16 protein-coding genes are annotated in these 16749 nt (G+C 69.5%); all 16 read right to left on the reverse strand.

The window, feature by feature from the left end; all coding sequences use genetic code 11:
- Positions 1-9 precede the first annotated feature (9 nt).
- The 16 genes from ACO6VK_RS16570 to ACO6VK_RS16645 all read right to left on the reverse strand — a co-directional run bounded on the left by ACO6VK_RS16570 (position 10) and on the right by ACO6VK_RS16645 (position 16641).
- Entirely contained in the window at positions 10-816 is an 807-nt protein-coding gene (locus ACO6VK_RS16570) for a DUF4198 domain-containing protein (protein ID WP_422509012.1), read from the reverse strand.
- Between the two features lie 26 nt (positions 817-842).
- On the reverse strand, positions 843-1361 hold the full coding sequence (locus tag ACO6VK_RS16575) for a DUF2271 domain-containing protein (protein ID WP_422509014.1): 519 nt from the start codon (positions 1359-1361) through the stop codon (positions 843-845).
- 25 nt (positions 1362-1386) lie between these two features.
- Complete coding sequence (locus ACO6VK_RS16580; RefSeq protein ID WP_422509016.1) at positions 1387-2022, reverse strand: PepSY-associated TM helix domain-containing protein; 636 nt, start codon at positions 2020-2022, stop codon at positions 1387-1389.
- 168 nt (positions 2023-2190) lie between these two features.
- Positions 2191-4617, reverse strand: coding sequence for a TonB-dependent receptor domain-containing protein (locus tag ACO6VK_RS16585; protein ID WP_422509018.1), 2427 nt, complete (start codon positions 4615-4617; stop codon positions 2191-2193).
- 146 nt (positions 4618-4763) lie between these two features.
- Entirely contained in the window at positions 4764-5195 is a 432-nt protein-coding gene (locus tag ACO6VK_RS16590; protein WP_422509020.1) for a hypothetical protein, read from the reverse strand.
- 161 nt (positions 5196-5356) lie between these two features.
- Positions 5357-6082, reverse strand: coding sequence for a tetratricopeptide repeat protein (locus ACO6VK_RS16595; protein ID WP_422509022.1), 726 nt, complete (start codon positions 6080-6082; stop codon positions 5357-5359).
- Positions 6075-6764, reverse strand: coding sequence for a Fe2+-dependent dioxygenase (locus ACO6VK_RS16600; RefSeq protein WP_017357313.1), 690 nt, complete (start codon positions 6762-6764; stop codon positions 6075-6077). Before ACO6VK_RS16600 ends, ACO6VK_RS16595 begins: the two co-directional genes overlap by 8 nt.
- Positions 6765-6813: 49 nt before the next feature.
- Positions 6814-9099 (reverse strand): TonB-dependent receptor, encoded by a 2286-nt coding sequence (locus ACO6VK_RS16605; RefSeq protein WP_422509024.1) that lies wholly within the window; start codon positions 9097-9099, stop codon positions 6814-6816.
- Between the two features lie 112 nt (positions 9100-9211).
- The gene (locus ACO6VK_RS16610; RefSeq protein ID WP_422509026.1) at positions 9212-9601 is read right to left on the reverse strand and encodes a hypothetical protein; all 390 of its coding nucleotides are present in this window, start codon (positions 9599-9601) and stop codon (positions 9212-9214) included.
- A 96-nt stretch (positions 9602-9697) separates the two neighbouring features.
- On the reverse strand, positions 9698-10030 hold the full coding sequence (locus tag ACO6VK_RS16615) for a non-heme iron oxygenase ferredoxin subunit (protein ID WP_422509028.1): 333 nt from the start codon (positions 10028-10030) through the stop codon (positions 9698-9700).
- Positions 10027-10563 (reverse strand): GNAT family N-acetyltransferase, encoded by a 537-nt coding sequence (locus ACO6VK_RS16620; RefSeq protein ID WP_422509030.1) that lies wholly within the window; start codon positions 10561-10563, stop codon positions 10027-10029. The genes ACO6VK_RS16615 and ACO6VK_RS16620 overlap by 4 nt, the downstream gene beginning before the upstream one ends.
- Positions 10564-10623: 60 nt before the next feature.
- Positions 10624-11784 carry a TonB family protein gene (locus ACO6VK_RS16625; RefSeq protein WP_422509032.1) on the reverse strand — a complete coding sequence of 387 codons (1161 nt, stop codon included), beginning with the start codon at positions 11782-11784 and terminating at the stop codon, positions 10624-10626.
- Entirely contained in the window at positions 11759-12355 is a 597-nt protein-coding gene (locus tag ACO6VK_RS16630) for a biliverdin-producing heme oxygenase (protein WP_422509034.1), read from the reverse strand. Before ACO6VK_RS16630 ends, ACO6VK_RS16625 begins: the two co-directional genes overlap by 26 nt.
- Before the next feature lie 13 nt (positions 12356-12368).
- Complete coding sequence (locus ACO6VK_RS16635; RefSeq protein WP_422509036.1) at positions 12369-15071, reverse strand: TonB-dependent receptor domain-containing protein; 2703 nt, start codon at positions 15069-15071, stop codon at positions 12369-12371.
- 92 nt (positions 15072-15163) lie between these two features.
- Entirely contained in the window at positions 15164-16123 is a 960-nt protein-coding gene (locus ACO6VK_RS16640; protein WP_422509038.1) for a FecR domain-containing protein, read from the reverse strand.
- Positions 16120-16641 (reverse strand): sigma-70 family RNA polymerase sigma factor, encoded by a 522-nt coding sequence (locus ACO6VK_RS16645; protein WP_422509040.1) that lies wholly within the window; start codon positions 16639-16641, stop codon positions 16120-16122. Before ACO6VK_RS16645 ends, ACO6VK_RS16640 begins: the two co-directional genes overlap by 4 nt.
- Positions 16642-16749: the final 108 nt, after the last annotated feature.

The raw sequence follows: 16749 nt of genomic DNA on the forward strand, positions 1-16749 counted from the left end.
GGCGCGCGGTTACTGCGGCAGCACTTCCAGGGTGGCAACGTAGCTCAGGCGACGGGTCTTGGCCTGCTTGACGGACACCTTCCTGTCTTCGGTGCCGGTTTCCAGCCAGTACATGCCGGCCTCGGGCCAGGTGACGGTGAACTCGCCCTTCTTGTCGGTGGTGACCTTGATCTCTTCCTGGGCGTTGCGATAGCGCGTGCCGCCGCGGGTGATCTCGAACGCCAGGCCGGCGCGCGGCTTGCCATCGACCAGCACGCGGAAGGAGGCCGGCTCGCCGGCAACCAGGTCGTTGGGATGGGCCAGTGCGACCATCTCGATGCCCTGCCTGGTGGGCTTGAGTGCGGTGTCGTTCGGGGTGCCGTTGGTGACGAAGGTTTCCACGCGGCCGACCGACTGCGACACCTTCAGGTTCTTGGCCTTCTTCGGCACTTCGCTGGCGAAGGTGGCTGCAGTACCGCGCCAGCGCTTGGGCTTGCCGTCTTCGTCCCAGGTGGCCGACAGGCCGTTGTTGACGGTGGCCAGGCGGTAGGTGCCCTGCTGGGTCAGCTCAACGTCGAACACGCTGCGGAACTTGCCGGTGGAGGCGTTCTGCGGCTGCACGGTGGTGCCGTCCGGCGCGGTGATCACCAGGTTGTCCAGGCGCAGCGGCACGTGGTTGAAATAGAACAGGTCGTTGGACACGGCCGCATCGACGGTGATCCACGGGTTGGTGCCGGCGATGACGGTCTGCGAGGGCTGCAGCCAGGCCTTGTGGGCCAGTGCGGAGAACGGAAGGGCGGCGGCCAGGGCGGCGGCTAGGACGAGCGTGCGCTTCATCAACAACTCCAGGGAAAGGGAAAGAATCAGGGCTTGGCCGACAGCGTGACCAGGCCGAGCTCGGTGCTGCCCTGGGCCTTGCCGGTCTGTGCGGACGTGGCAGGCCAGGTGAACGGGATCTTGAGCAGTTCACGGCCGCCGACTTCGCGCACCGCTTCCACTACCAGCGTGTAGTTGCCCGGGGCCAGGGCCTTCAGCGCCGGCTGCCGATCGTTGAACGACAGCGCATGCTTGCCGACCGGGCGGGTCGGGCCGGTGACACCGTCGACCGGCACGTCCAGCGTGCGGCCGCTCTTGCGCCACCACTGGCGCAGGTCGGGCAGCCACTTGGTGCCGTGGCCTTCGCTGTTGCTGGTCTGCTGGTACCAGACCGACAGGTTGGCCGCGACCTTCTGATCGGCGCCTTCCAGCCACACCGCGACGTAGGGCCGGTGGTACTCGGCGACGTTGAGCTTGGGCACCTCGACGGTGATGTCCAGGGTGGTGGCATAGGCCGGCGAGGTGGCCAGCAGGCCGCTCAGGGCGATGGTCAGGGTGACGCGCATGGTGCGGCTCCGGAAGGGAAGACGGTCAATGGATGAGGATCAGGGCGATCAGCAGCGGCACCAGCAGGCCCAGCCCGACCAGCGGCCAGGTCATGCGGCGCTGGCGCGCGTGCAGATGCAGCAGGAACAGGCCGGTGATGCAGAAGACCAGGCAGGCGACGGCGAAGATGTCCAGGAACCAGCCCCAGGCCGGGCCGGCGTTGCGGCCTTTGTGGAGGTCGTTGAAATAGGAGACCCAGCCGCGCGCGGTGGATTCGTATTCCACGGCACCGGAGTCGCGGTCGATGCTCAGCCAGGCGTCGGCGCCGGGGCTGGGCATGGAGAGATAGATTTCGCCGTCGGACCACTCGGCCGGGCGGCGGCCGATGGCGATGCCGAGCTGGGCATCCAGCCAGCGGCTGGCCTTGCGCGGCAGCGGGGCATGGCCGTCGGCGCGGTCGCCGAGCGTGCCCAGCAGGTCGGCCGGCAGCGTCAACTGCTGGCTGACCACCACCGGTTTGGCTTCGATCTTCGCCGCGTGGTTGAGGGTGATGCCGGTGGCGGCAAACAGCAGCATGCCGATCAGACAGACGGCCGAGCTTATCCAGTGCCACTGGTGCAGCGTGCGCAGCCAGAAGCCGCGGCTTTGTTGTTGCTGCACGCTGGAGGAGGGAGTGGCCACAGGCAGGGGATGAGGAACTGAATGGCGAATTACACCATTGATGAGAATGGTTCGCAATTTTGGGCGGGAGGGGTGTGCCGACCAACGGTCGGCACCTACCAGGCATGTGTGCCGACCAACGGTCGGCACCTACCAGGCATGTGTGCCGACCAACGGTCGGCACCTACCTTAGAACTTGGCGTTCAGCGACATCCAGTAGCTGCGACGCTGGTCCTTGGTCGCGTAGTCGTCCACGCAGTTGTACTCGCTGTCGCTGATCAGCACGCACGACTGGGACACGAAGTCCTTGTCGAACAGGTTGTTGACGCGTGCGTTGAGGGTCAGCCACGGGGTGATGTTCCAGCTGCCACCGAGGTGGAAGATGGTGTAGTCCTCGTAGTAGCGCACCTGCGAGGTGCTCACGCCGCCGACGTTGGTCACCAGGGTGTCGCGGTAGCGGTCGTAGCGGCCTTCGCCGATCAGCGACAGGCTGACCGCGTCGTTGAGCTGCCAGTTCAGGCTGGCATTGGCCATGTGCCGGGCCGGGGTGGTGGTGCCGCCCACCGGCTTGCCCTTGTCCACGCCACTGGTCTGCTCGGAACGGGTGTAGGTGTAGTTGCCGCGCAGCTGCAGGTTGTCCAGCAGGTCCACGTAGGCCGCCGCTTCCACGCCCTTGGTTTCGGCCTTGTCCACGTTCACGCTCTGGGTGAACGTGCTGTAGCCCAGCTCGGCCCAGCCCGGGCCCACGTCCACGCAGTAGCCGCCGCCGGCGGGGGCGACCTCGCAGTTCGGGAACGTGCCGCCGCTGGCGATCTTGTCGTCGAACTGGTTGAAGAAGCCGGTGACGTTGAAGCCCCAGTCGGCGCCTTCGTAGTAGGCGGCCAGCTCATAGTTGGTGCTGGTTTCCGGCTTGAGGTTGGGCGAACCCACCAGCGGCAGCACGCCCTGGCCACCGAAACCGGTGACGCCGGGGAACAGCTGGTCCGGGCGCGGGGTCTTGTAGCCGGTGCTCACGCCACCCTTGACGGTCCACGCGTCGCTGGCGTTCCACACCAGGTAGCCGCGCGGGCTGAGGTGGCTGCCGAAGATGTTGTGGTGGTCGTAGCGCAGGCCGACGGTGGCGGTCAGCGTGTCGGTCAGCGACCAGTTGTCCTCGGCGAACACCGACCACATGCGGTGCTTCTGCTTCACGTTGTCCTGGTAGCCGTTGCCGTCCATGCCGAACACGCCGTCGGTCATGTCTGTGTCGGTGTACTGGCCGCCCACGGTGAGCTTGTGCGCGCCGAAGGTCATGTCCAGCATTGTGTCGAGCACGATGCCTTCCAGTTCCATCGTGCGCAGCGGACGCGGCAGGAAGGCCTGCAGGCGTGCCAGCTCGGCGGGGTTCAGGGCGGTCAGTGCGTTGCCGCGGCCGGCGGCACAGTTGTTGGCCGCGCCGGTGCGGCGGCACACGTCGTTCCACAGGGTCTGCAGATCGGCGCGCTCGTCCAGGGTCAGCGGCAGCGAGCGGCCCAGGTTGTTGCTGGTGGTGTGGGTCAGCGTGGTCTGCCAGGTGCCGAAGTCGTACCGGCCCTGGTGGGTCAGGGCCACCTGGTCGCGCTCATAGCGCTGGTAGGCGGTGTAGCCCACGCGCGGCTGCACCACGCGGCGGGTGATGGTGCCGGTGCCGTTGGGGTTGGGAAGGGTGGCATTGCCCACGCGCCACAGGCTGGCCAGGCTGTCCAGCGTGCCGGTCTGGCCCTGGCTGTTGTCGTACTTCTGCCGCGACACGTCGTAGTCCAGCCACAGGTCGTGGTCATCGTTGACGGTGAAGCTCAGGCGCAGGCCGGTGTTCCAGTTGGTGTTGGCCACCGCCTTGCCGCCGCCGCCGAAGCCGATGCTGCGCGCCCACAGCGTGCCGTCGGGCAGCGGCAGGTCGTCCCATTCCGGGTTGGAGGCCTTGGCATCGTAATAGCTGCCGCGCACCGACAGGCCGATGCGGTCCTTGACCAGCGGGCCGCTCAGGTACACGTCGGTGGTGCGCGCATCGCCGAACTGGTCGTCCTGCTGCACGGTGAAGCCCTGGGTGACCGAGCCGTGCCAGGTGTCCTGGTTGCGGCGGGTGATGATGTTGATCACCCCGCCCATCGCGTCCGAGCCGTACAGGGTGGACATCGGGCCGCGCACCACTTCGATGCGCTCGATGGCATCCAGCGGCGGCAGGTAGGCGAACTGGCCGCCGCCGAAGTTGTTCGGGTACAGCTGGCCCACGTTGCTCTGGCGGCGGCCGTCGATCAGCACCAGGGTGTACTCCGACGGCATGCCGCGCATGGAGATGGTGGCGCGGCCGTTCTTGTCGGTGGTTTCCATGCCCACGTCGATGCCTTCGACGTCGCGCAGCGCATCGACCAGGCTGGTGTAGGGGCGCTTGCTGAGCTCTTCGCGGCTGACCACGCTGATGCTGGCCGGCGCGTCGGTGATCTTCTGCTCGAAGCCCGAGGCGGTGACCACCACCTTGTCCAGGGTCTGCGGGGCGCCGCTGCCACTGGCGAAGGCCGGCGCCGACAGCGCGCCGAGCAGGGCGATGGACAGGGTGTGGCGGGACAGGGACGTGCGGCGACGCTGGCGCAGGGCCATGAGCAATACCTCGAAAGAAAAAGACGGATGCGCGGTGCGCGGGCCATCGGCCTCGGCACCTGCTGGAGATCAGGGGTGGGCCCGCAAGGCGGGCCGGCAGCGGCGGTACCGGCAGCGCGACGCGGTAGCGTCGGCCGTGGCCGGGATCAGCCCTGCGGGGGCGCCTGGCCGCGCTGGACGCGCAGGCCGGGGGCAGCAGGCAGCGGCGTGGCCGGTGCCGAATCGATCGAGGGGGCCACCTGCGGTGGCGCGGCCACCAGGGTGGCCATCAGCGCGTCCAGTCCGTCGGCCGCAGTGGCGGACGGAACCAGGGGCGGTGCAACGGCGGCACGCGCGCTGGCGAGCCGGCGCGGCTTGGCCGGGGCCTCTTCCTGCGGGGCGGATTCGCCGCCGCCGGGCAGGCGTTCTTCCATCGGCGCCTGCACCAGGTGCGCACTGCCGGGCACGGCGTGCCCGAGCATCGGCAGGACGGCCAGCAGCATCGACAGCAGGGCCAGCCAGGCCAGCACCGTCGCCAACGCCGGACGCTGCCCGCGCATGGCGGGAGCGAAGCTGCGGTGGCGGTGCGGATGGCGCAAGACGATTCCCTGCAAGGCGGTGGGTGAGGCAACTCGCCTCGGCGGCCACGCGCCGGCAGCGGCGCAGGCGGGTGGCCAACGGCGCAGGGTGGGGCGTGGGGCGGCGGGATTGTAGGTGAGATTGGTTATCCGACGCAAATGCGAATGATTTGCGACTGTAGTCAGGTGTTGCCGTCGCCCAGCAGGCCGCGGACCTGCGCATGCGGGGAGGCCGCCAGCAGCGGGCGGATATGCGCCTGGAACGAGGGGCTGCCGGTGGCGAGCGCGCGCTGCAGCCAGCCCACGGCTGCGTCCACCTGGCCTGCCGCGAGCAGCAGCGAGGCATGGCTGGCCTGGCCGCGGAAGTCGCCGGCCTCGGCCGAGCGCCGGTACCACGCCGGTGCGGCAGCCGGGTCGGCCGCCACGCCGATGCCGTCTTCCAGGCAGCGGCCCACCAGGTTCATCGATTTGGCATGGCCGCGCTCGGCCGCCTGCAGGTACAGCGTGTACGCGGCGCGCTCGTCGCGGGCGGTGCCGCGCCCGGTACCCACCAGGTTGGCCAGGTTGTACAGCCCCCAGTCCAGCCCCGCCTCGGCGGCAGCGCGGTACCAGACCACGGCCAGTTCCAGGTTGACGGGGGTGCCTGTGCCGAGCTCATGGCAGCGCCCCAGCATGTTGGCCGCAATGGCCAGCCCGCCGTTGGCGGCGCGCTCGAACCAGTGCATGGCGGCGGCGGCATCCTGCGCCACCCCGCGGCCTTCCATGCGCGCCTGCCCGAGCAGGAACTGCGCCTGCGCGTCGCCGCGTTGCGCCGTGGCTTCCAGCACGGCCAGCGCCGCTGCAGGATCACGCTGCATCAGGGCGACCAGCGCATCGGTGTCCAGCGCGTCGGCGGTCGGCTCAGACATCGGCCCATTGCCGCAGCAGGTTGTGATACACGCCGGTGAGATTGACCAGCGCGGGGTGTTCGGGGTGATCGTGGGTGAGGCGGCGGATGGACACGTCCAGATCCCACATCAGGCGGCGCTGGCCGTCGTCGCGCAGCATGCTCTGGATCCAGAAAAAGGACGCCAGCCGCGCACCGGCGGTGACCGGGGTGACCTGGTGCAGGCTGGTGCCGGGGTAGAGCACCATGTGGCCGGCCGGCAGCTTGACCCGCTGGTTGCCGTAGGTGTCTTCGATGACCAGTTCGCCGCCCTCGTACTCGTCCGGATCGCTCAGGAACAGGGTGGCCGACAGGTCGGTGCGCACAGGCTGCGGCTGGCCGGCGGCGCTGTAGTCGTAGCGCACGGCGTTGTCCACATGGAACCCGAACGTCTGCCCCGGCTGGTAGCAGTTGAACAGCGGCGGGAAGATGCGGCGCGGCAGTGCGGCGGAGAAGAACGTGCTGTTGCGGCCGAGCGCGTCGAGGATGATCGAGCCGATCGCGCGGGCGGCCGGGTCGGACTCGGGCAGCTGCAGGTTGTGCTTGGCCTGTGCGGACTGGTAGCCCGCCGTCAGGCGCCCGTCGGTCCAGCCGGCAGTGGCCAGTTGCCGGCGGGCCAGGCTGACCTGCTCGGCGGTGAGAACGTCGGGAATGTGCAGCAGCATGGTCGGCTCCCGCACCTCCCGCGCCGGTGCGCGGGAGGTGGCGTGTGGCTTAGAACGAGAAGTTGAACGCCAGCGTTGCCGAGCGGCCCGGCGCGATGGCGGCGTAGTGCGAAGCGTACGCCTTGGTGAAGTAGGTTTTGTTGGTCAGGTTCTGCACGTTCAACTGCAGGCTGTAGCGCGGGTTGAACTGGTAGCCCACCATCGCGTCCCAGCGGGTATACGACGGCACCCACTTGGTGTTGTTGACGTTGCCGTACACCTTGTCCACGTAGTTGGCGCCGGCGCCCAGGCTCAGGCCGGGCACGAACGACGGGGCCCAGGTGGTCCACAGGCTGGCGCTGTGCTTGGCGGTGTTGGGGAACTGATTGCCGTTGTACGGCGAGGGCACGTACGCGCCGTTGACCAGCAGGAAGCCGTTGTCTTCGACCACCGCGTCGAGGTAGGTGTAGCCACCGAAGACCTGCCAGCCCTCCACGATGGTGCCGCTGAAGCCGATCTCGGCACCCTTGACCTTCTTGCGGCCGGCGTTCTGGGTGGTGCCCGCGTCATTGAGCACGCGCGCGTTGGTCATCTCGGTCTCGAAGATCGCACCGGTCAGCGACAGGCGGGCATCGAACAGGTCCCACTTGGTGCCCAGCTCGATGTTGCGGCTGCGCTGCGGTTCGAGATCCTTGATGGTGGCGGTGATGCCGTCGGCACCGTCGCCGCCGTCCACGCCCACCGGGGTGGACGAGGTGCCCCACGACAGGTAGATGCTGCCGTTGGCGACCGGCTTGTAGACCAGGCCGGCCTGGCCGTTCCAGAACGAGCTGTCGTTGCGCAGGTACTGCACGTTGGCCGCTGCGGTGGGGTTGAACAGGTGGGTGCTGTAGTCGTCGAAGCGCGCGCCCAGGTTCAGCATCCACTGGTCGTTGAAGCTGATGGTGTCGAACACGTACGCGGACGTGGTGCGGGTGGTCTGGCGCACATCGTTGAGCGGATTGCTGCGGGTCACCGTGTGGGTCGCCGACCACGGGTCGTTCGGGTTCGGGTTGGTCAGGTCGGTGCAGTTGTAGCCGGTGGCGGCGCCGGTGGTCGGGCAGCTCTGGTTGCCGGTGACCGGATTGTTGGTGCCGCCGGTGGTCTGGCCGTTCGGACGCACCACATCGCCGATCAGGTAGCTGCCGCGCACGGTCTTCTCATCGCTGTATTCCACACCGGCAGTGAAGCTGTGACGCAGCGGGCCGGTCTCCAGTTCGCCGGTGACGCTGGTCTGGTTGACGAAGCTGTCGGTCTGCGTGGCGCGCGAGTTGGTGCGGCGCCAGACGGTGCCGAACAGGTTCGGGTTGCCCTTGCTGTCGTCCGGCTGGGTCCACAGGTAGTTGTTGCGGGTGTCGCCGTAACGGGTGATGTTGCGCAGGACGATGCCGCCGAAGTCGTGCGACAGGTTCAGCGTGGTGATGTCCGCCCGGGTCTTCTGGAAGTCGCGGTCGACCAGGCCATAGAACGCATCGCGGTTGGTCACGATCGGGCTGCCGTCGCCGTTCAGCGGTACGTTGGCGCCGCTGTTGAACGGGTTGTTGAACGGGAAGCCGCCGGCATCGGGCAGGTCGTCGGTTTCCATGTGGTAATGGCTGATCACCGCCTGGGTCGGGCCGTTCAGGCCGAACGCCAGCGACGGCGCGATGCCCCAGCGGCTGGTGTTGACCGCATCGCGGCCGGCCACGTCCGCGTCGTGGCTCATGATGTTCACGCGGGCGGCGATGCCGTCGCCGATCACCTCGTTGGCGTCCAGCGTGCCGCGGCGGTAGCTGTCGGTGCCGGCGGCCAGCGAACCCCGCACGAAGCTGTCCAGCTTCGGGGTCTTGCTGACCAGGCTGATGGTGCCGCCGGCCGAGCCACGCCCGGAGTAGGCCGAGCTCGGGCCCTTGACCACGTCGATCTGCTCGATCGCGAACACTTCGCGGGTCTGGCTGCCGGCGTCGCGCAGGCCGTCCACATAGATGTCCGAGGCCGAGTCGAAGCCACGGATGAAGGGACGGTCACCGGTCGGGTTGCCGCCTTCACCGGCACCGAAGGTGATGCCCGGCACCGTGCGCAGCGCATCGAGCAGGGTGGTGGCGGCCGTCTGCTCGATCACCTGCTGGGAAATCACGCTGACCGACTTGGGGGTGTCCAGCAGCGGCGCGGTGAACTTGGACGACTGCGGGCGCACACGCTCGCCGTGCACATCCACGCCATCCAGCTCGGTGGCGCGCTGCGGATCGGCGGCGGCATCGGTTTCGGCGTGGGCCAGGGCGGGGGCGGCGATGGCCAGCAGCAGGGCGGACGACAGCGGCGTGGGACGGACGGTCATGGGATTTCCTGGGGATAGGCGGGAAGACAGCGGAAACGAACGGGCAGGCGCGGCCCACAACGGCGCGGCGCGCAGGCGTGCAGGGCATCAACGCAGGGCGTTGACGCCGGAATCAGGCGTAGGGAGGGGCGTGGCCGGGGTTGAGCCGCAGTGCGGGTTCCGGCCGCTGCCAACGCAGCGCGTCGGCGCGCCACAACGGCACCCGGGCGATCCACGGGGTACGGTGGCTGGCGCGGCGGATGGCGGTGCGGTCCGACTCGGCGTCGCCGCCGCTCTCGCTGCCCAGGCCGGCGGTGTGTACCGCTTCGGGGCCGGGTGCCGGCGCAGGCGGGACATGGGACAGGAGACTCAGGGCGCTGTGGCCGGGCGCCTCGAACGCGGCGGCCGGGCTGCCCGGCGTGCCGGGGCGGCCGCTGTCGCCCAGCCACGCCAGGCCAAGCAGCACCACGCAGAGCGTGGCCCACAGGGCGGCGATACCGAAGCTGGGGCGGCGACGAAGCACGAAGGACCGGGCAGGAGCGGGCGTAGTGCCGCAACGCCTATGTTAATAGCAACAATTCGCGTTATCAAAGACCCGCCATTCAGGCGTCAGAACCGGTCAGTCGCGGTCGTCGCGGGCCCAGACCGCATCGTGCTCACGCTTGACCGGGAACCGGGCCACCGGCGAGTAGGCCGGCGCACACAGGGCGCGGCCGTCGCGGATGTCGAAGCGCGCGCCGTGCAGCACGCACTCGATGCTGCCCTCGGCGGTGTCGAAGGTGCCCGAGGACAGCTCGAACTCGTCGTGCGTGCACTGGTCTTCCAGCGCATACAGCTCGCCGTCCAGGTTGAACACCACGATCGGCGTGCCGGTCACCTCGTCGAAGGTGCTCTTCATCTCGCCGGGCAGCAGCTCGGCGCTGGCGCAGACGAAGGTCCAGGTCTCGCTCATGCCTGGGCCACCAGCGGCTTTTCGAGGATCTCGAACTGCAGATCGTCGCGCTTGGGAATGCCGAAGCGTTCGTCGCCGTAGGGGAACGGCTTCTTGATCCCGGTGCGGCGGTAGCCGCGGCGCTCGTAGAAGGCGATCAGCTCGTCGCGGATGTCGATCACCGTCATCTGGATCACGTCCAGCTGCCAGGTCGCGGCCGCATGGGCCTCGGCGGCCTCCATCACCTGCTTGCCCACGCCGCCGCCCTGCAGGGTCGGTTCGACCGCGAACATGCCGAAATAGCCCTTGCCCTGGTCGTCGGCCACATGCGCGCAGGCCAGCAGGCGGCCCTCGCGTTCGGCCAGCAGGATGGTGCTGCGCGGGCGGTCGATATCGGCCTGCAGGCCCTGCGGGTCGATGCGGGCGCCGTCGAGCATGTCCGCCTCGGTGGTCCAGCCGGCCCGGCTGGCATCGCCCCGGTAGGCAGAGGTGACAAGGGCGACGAGGGCGGGGATGTCGGCCAGCGTGGCCGCACGGAAGGTGAGGGTGGTCATGGGCACATTCTAGGCGGGCATGCGCGGCCCCGGAACCCGCCATCGCCGTGTCGGCCGCCCTCAGCGCATGAAAAACTCCACCGGGAACGACAGTTCCACCGGCGCCGGGCGTTCGTCCGGCACGGCCGGCAATGGCGCGGCGCGGCGGAAGGTTTCCAGCGCGGCCTGGTCGAGCAGCGGGAAGCCGGAGGACTGTTCCAGCGACAGCGCCAGCAGGGTGCCGTTGCGGGCCAGGCTCACGCGCACCTGCGCGATGCCTTCCTGGCGGCGCGCGCGCGCTGCATTGGGGTAGCGGCGGAAGCGCTCCAGCCGGGCCATGACGCGGCCTTCCCAGCTGTCCCGGCCGGGCGTGGCTTCACTGGGGCCGGGCGGCAGCGGCGGGGTGACCGGTGCGGCGGCGACCGAGGCCTCCTGCTGTCGCGGCGCGGGCGATTCGACGGTGGGCAGCGGCGGCGTCGGCGGCGGAATCACCCAGTTCGCCGCGGCGCGCGGCGGGGTGTCCGGCAGCGGGCGAGGTGGCTCGGGTTTCTGCTTCTGCACCGACGCGGCGGTGCTCGGGGTGGGCGCAACGATCTCTTCCAGCGGCACCTCCGGCGCACGGGGTGGCAACAGCACCAGCTGGGTGCGTTCGGTGGGCGGCGGCGGCAGGTCCGGCGCGGTATGCGCGCGGGTCCACAGCAGCAGGGCGAAGAAGGTGACGTGGGCCAGCACTGTCAGTACCGCGGCCAGGCCATGTGCATGGCGTTCGGCGATCTGCAGCAGCCGGCTGGGCGGGGTGCCGCGCGGTACCGGGCGGCACAGCAGGTACAGCGCGCAGCCGCCCATGCCGATCGCCACGGCGATCCACAGCACGAATGAGGGATGGGCGAAGGTCCAGAACGTGGCGAAGCCGACGGCCATGCCACCGCAGGCGAATGCCTTCGCGCGGCGCGACATCGCTCCCTGCTCGCGCCACAGCACCAGCGGCGGGCCGAATCTGGGGTGCTGCAGCAGCCAGCGTTCGAAGCGGGGCGAGGATCTGCCGAAGCAGGCCGCTGCCAGGATCATGAAAATGGTGGTGGGCATCACCGGCAGCAGCGCGCCGATGATGCCCAGGCCCACCATCAGCAGCCCGAGCAGCAGGTAACCGACGCGCACCACGCGGTGGCGTGGGCGGGCGGCCGGGATGGCGAGGGTGGGCAGGGTGGCGTCCATCTCAGGCAGCGAACGCCTGTTCGACATAGCCGTGCACGCGCACGAATGCCTGGGTGGCGCCGTCGATCATGTGCTGCTCCTGCGCCGGGTCCAGTGCGGCGCCGTCCAGCGCGGCGGTGAACTGCCGCCAGTGCCGGGCGCGCCCTTCCGGATGCCCGGCCAGGTGACGCGCGCCGCGGGTGTCATCCAGACCGATGCGTGCGGCCAGCTTGAACAGGATCGCCGCGCCGAGGTTGGAGCCCTCGGCGACGTACAGCCATCCCAGCGCCGTGGCCAGATCGACGTCGGCCGGCAGTGCGCGGCCGTCATCGGCCGGCACCGGCTCGCCGAGATCGGCCAGGTCGGCCACCAGCTCCTGCAGACGCTGGCGCTCGGCCAGATCGTCCACCAGCGCGTGCAGCGCCGGCATCGCGTACAGCGCGGCGATGTCACGGTGGAAGCGGTACTGCACGCGCAGGAAGCGGCGGTAGTTGTCGGTGGAGGCGAACGGATCGCCACGCATGATGCGCTGGTCGAGCCGGTCGTGGGTGGCGTGGGTCGCCGCCTTCAGCCGCTGGCTGCGGGTGGGGGTGACGGCAATGGGCGAGGTCGTGGACATGGGCGGGCGCTCCTTAGAAGTTCACGGTGAAGCCCAACCGCACCGTGCGCCCCGGCGAGGCCATCAGGCCCAGCGTCATGGCGTCCATGTAATAGCGGTCGGTGAGGTTGTCGACGGTGAGGTCGACGGCGACGTGGTCGTTGAGGCGGTAGTTGGCGAACAGGTCCACCAGCACGTAGGAGCCCCAATCCACCACCGGAATCAGGCTGGCGCCGGCCTCGCGCATCGGCCGGTGGCCGGTGTAGCTGACCCGCGTGCCGGCGGTGAGGCGCTGCTCGAACTGGTGGGTGCCCAGGGTCAGCGCACCGGCCGCGCGCGGCGGGATGTGGTTGCTGGCATAGCTCTCGTTGACGCCGCCGGCGTGGCACGCCTCGGTCCGGGTGGGATACGCGCGGCCGCTGTGGCAGAAGTTGGTGTACGTGTAGTACGTGCCCGACAGCTCGCCGAAGAAGCGCGGCGTGCTGTACTCGGCGCTGAGCTCATAGCCCTTGAAGTCGGCGCGGTCGATGCTCTCGATCACCGGTGCGGAGACCCAGCCGTCCAGCTGCATCGTGGTGCGGGTCAGGTAGTCCTTCACGTGGTTGTCGAAGTAGGCCACCTTCAGGCGCGCCTTGTCGCTGCCGGTGAACAGTCCATCGCGCAGCAGGTTGACGCCGTACTCGCGGTTCTTGGCGTGCTCGGGACGCAGATCCATCGGGCGCGTGGTCGGCACCGGGCCCGAGCTGGTCTCGAACAGCCCGGGCATGCGCATGGCTTCGGCGTAGCGCGCGTACACCTGCACCCCGTCGAGGGGCGTCCAGGTCAGCGCGGCGATCGGCGTGGTGCCATTGCCGCGCCCTTCCAGGTGTGTGGGCGTATAGGTGATCGGCCGCGTGTTCGACGGGACCTGGCTGATCAGGCGGTCGTAGCTTTTGTAGCGGGTGTGGCGCACGGCGGCATCCACCTTCAGCCAGTCGGTGGGCACCCACTCACCGCTCAGGAAGGCGCTGCTTTCCTCGCGTTTGGCGTTGTTGCTGCTGAAGCTCTGCGTCTCGCTGATCGGATGCACGTCTTCCTTGCCGTGGGTGAACCCGTACTGCAGCGCCATGTCGCCCCAGCCGGTGATGAAGCGCGAGGTGTTGGTGGCGTCGATGCCCCAGCGTTCGGCCTGGCGGTAGGTCACTTCGATATAGGTGAACTCCGGCGGCAGCGCCGGGAACGAGTAGGTGTTGCGGATGGTGTTGTCGAGCATCGTCTTCCAGGCGTTGGCCTTGAAATCGATCAGGTCGTTGTCCGGGTTCCAGCGGTAGCGCGCGGTCCAGGTATCGGCATCCACATCGCTCAGGGCCGACTGCAGCGCACCTTCACCGCGCAGGATCGCCGAGGGCATCAGCTCGCCGTAGCGGCTCTGGAACTTCATGTGGCCCACCTCCAGCGCCTGGTGCGCGGTGGGCTTCCAGGTGCCTTTGAGCAGCCACGACTGGTTGTCCACGGAGGTGTTGAGCACTTCCTCGCCGGCACGGAAGCGGTTCAGGCCCTCGAAGTTGACCGTTGTGTACTCGACCCAGCGTCCGCGGCTGTCGGTGGTGCGCCGGGTGGAGAACACCGGTTCCGGTGCGTTGGGGCCGTTCTCGCCGGCAAAGTAGTTGCCGGTCTTGCGGCGCGCGTAGACGCCCACCACCTCGAACTGGTCCCAGCGCCTGGCCACGGCCAGGCTGCCGCTGCCGCCGGTGGGCGTGCCGGTGCTCGGACGGTCCATGCCGGTGTCGTCGGCGAAGGTGGTCGGCACCGGCTGGCGCGTGCAGGTGCGGCCGCCCCCGCAGTCGGTCAGGAACTGCCCGCCGTTGCGCAGGCCACCGGTGGTGTAGGCGGGGGGAGGCGAGGTGCTGTTGTCGCTGAAACCGCCCTTGAGGCGGATGCCCCAGTCCTTGTCGCCGGTGATGATGTCCTCGGCGTTGAGCGTGCGCATGCTCACCACGCCGCCGATCGCGCCCACGCCTTCGGCGCCCGCGCTGGGGCCTTTCTCGATGTTGATGCCACCGATCATGTCCGGATCGATGTAGCTGCGCCCGGCCACGCCGGCGTAGCCGCGGTACACGGTGACCTGCTGCTGGCTGCCGTCGATCACCACCGGCACGCGGTTGAAACCCTGCATGCCGCGGATGTTGAGATCCAGTGCGCCGGAGTTGCGGTTGTCGCCGTTGAGCACGCCCGGCACGCTCTTGAAGATGTCGCCGGCCTGGGTGCCGCGGAAGCGCTCGATCTGCTCCTGCGAGAGGTACGCGCCGGACTGCGGCGAGGCGTAGGGCCGGTCGGCCGGGCTGAGGTGGTCATTGCCCAGCAGCGTGCGGTTGCCCTGGTCGCCCTGCACGCGCAAGGTGCCCACGCGCTGCACGCCGTTGGCCGGCGCGCGCTGCACGGTGAGCGCGCCGCTGGCGGTGGTGACCAGCTCCAGCCCGCTGCCCTGCAGTGCCTGCGCAGCGGCCTGCTCGGCGGACATGCGGCCTTCGACGGCCGGCGCGCGCAGGCCACGGACCAGCGCCGGGTCCACCGACAGGGTGCGCCCGGCATCGGCGGCAATGCGGTTCAACGTGGCACCCAGCGGGCCGGCCGCGATGCGGTAGTCCAGCGCGGCGGACGCACTGGGTGCGGTCTGCGCGTGTGCCAGCGGGGCGGTGGCGGCCAGCGACAGGGCCAGGGCGAGGCAGGAAGGGCGGAACAGGCGTGAAGCGGGCATCGATATGGCGTCCGAATAGGGGGTTCGGATAGAGGTGTGTATCGAGCGCGGGAAACCGGACACGGCGACGGCAGCAACATGCGAAGAAACGTTCATCGGCGGTCGATCAGCGTGATCGGGCCGTACGTCCGGATCGTGAGCGGCAGGGTTTCGGCCAGCGCACGCAGGGTGCGGTCGCTGTCGTCCAGCGCGAACACGCCCTGCACGCGCAGCGCGGCGGCGGCATCGGAGACGCGCAGGAAACCCGGGCGATATGGGCGCAGCCGCGCGATCAGGGCCGACAACGGAGCGTTGTCCAGGCTGACCTGTCCGCGCACCCAGTCGGCCACCTGCGCCGGATGCGCGCCGCTGGCGGCCAGCCCACGCGCGGTGGCGCGCGCCGAGAAGCCGGCCTGGACCTGCAGGCGGCTGCCGTCTTCGCCGTGCAGCAGCGCGTGGTCGCGCAGCACCGACAGCGTGCTGCCCTCATCGTCGCGCTCCAGCATCACGTTGCCGCGCAGCAGTGCCACCTGCGCGTACAGGCCATGCAGCAGCAGCGGGCGCGGGTCGGCAGCGGCCTCCAGCAACACCCGGCCACGGCGCAGCCACAGCTGGCGACGGCTGCCGTCGAAGACCACATCCACCGCGCTGCGCGCATCAAGCACCGCGCTGCTGCCGTCGTCCAGCGCGAAGCGGCGGCGCTGCGCGGTAGCGGTGCGCAGGTCCGCGCCCAGCTCGCGTAGCGGGAACTGGCGGTCGGCCCACGCGGCGGCGCCTGCGCCGGTCACGGCGAGCACGGCCAGCGAGCGCAGCGCGGACCGCCGCGCCGGGCGCAGCAGCAGCTCGCGGGCCTGCTGGGTTTGACCCGGGTGCTGCGCGGCGACGTCGCGCAGCCGTTCGAAGCGGTGCTGCACCTGCTGCAGTTCGTCCCATGCCTGCCGATGCAGCGGGGCCGAATCCAGCCAGTGCTGCAGTCGCCCGGGCGCATCGGCCCCGGCGCGGCCGGACTGCAGCAGCACCATCCAGTCGATCGCCGCGGCCATCGCGGCCCGCTCGGGCGTGGTCGCGCTCATCCAGCGGCCGCCTCGCGCAGATCCTCCAGACAGCACTGCCAGGCCTGGCGCAGGTAGCGGCCCACCGTGCGCACCGACACCCCGAGGCGAGCCGCGATCTCGTCGTGGCCCAGGCCGTCCAGCTGGCTGTAGAGGAAAGCGGCACGGGCGGCGGCCGGCAGCCCCTGCATGGCCCGGTCGACCAGCAGCACCGTTTCCAGCAGCAGGGCGCGCTCCTCCGGCGAGGGCGAGAACGCGTCCGGGCTGTGCCGCAGCTGTTCCAGCCAGGCCTGCTCCAGATCCCTTCGGCGGCGCAGGTGGAACAGCAGCCGCTTGGCGATGGTGGTCAGGAACGCACGCGGCTCCACGATGCTCGCCAGCGGCGTGCGCGAGGCCGCCACCTGGGTGAAGGTCTCGGCGGTCAGATCCTCGGCGTCCCAGCGGCAGCGCATCTGGCGGCTCAGGCGCGCCAGCAGCCAGCGGTGATGCTCACGGAACAGCGAGGCGAGCGCATCGGGGGAGACGACCGGGGACGACATTGCGATCTATGCAAATGAGAAGTGTTCGCATTATTGCATGATTGGGGGCGGGCCGGGAGGGCGGGGGCAGGTGCATCGCGTGACGGTTTTCGATAGTCAATGGAATGT

Origin of the sequence: Stenotrophomonas sp. GZD-301 (assembly GCF_049310345.1) — a bacterium.
In the GTDB taxonomy this organism is placed as follows: Bacteria; Pseudomonadota; Gammaproteobacteria; order Xanthomonadales; family Xanthomonadaceae; genus Stenotrophomonas.